The following is a 318-nucleotide window of genomic DNA, read 5'->3' as shown; positions in this document are numbered from 1 at the left end:
ATGATGTTCATTCTTTCGAGGAAGGAACTTCTCTTATATTATGCGGCATAAAAATTCCTTTTCATAAAAAATTAAAGGGACACTCCGATGCTGATGTCGCTTTTCATGCACTCACAGATGCCCTGCTCGCTACTCAAGGTGCAGGGGATATTGGCACACATTTTCTTCCCTCTGATCCGCAATGGAAAAATGCACCATCAGAAATTTTTCTACGTCATGCTCTTGAGATTATTAAACAAGCAGGCGGCCGTATCGCCAATGTTGATATCACACTGATCGCCGAAACCCCTAAAATCGGCCCTTATCGTCATACAATGA

General features: G+C 42.5%; 1 protein-coding gene. It reads left to right on the top strand.

Going from position 1 to position 318, the window contains the following annotated elements; all coding sequences use genetic code 11:
- Nucleotides 1–318 (top strand): 2-C-methyl-D-erythritol 2,4-cyclodiphosphate synthase (gene ispF, locus ACFIK8_RS12015; RefSeq protein ID WP_375669559.1); only part of this gene is annotated, 318 nt, incomplete at both ends.

This window comes from Bartonella sp. MR168JLCBS (genome assembly GCF_042194175.1).
This window is presented reverse-complemented; position numbering and strand designations above follow the sequence as displayed.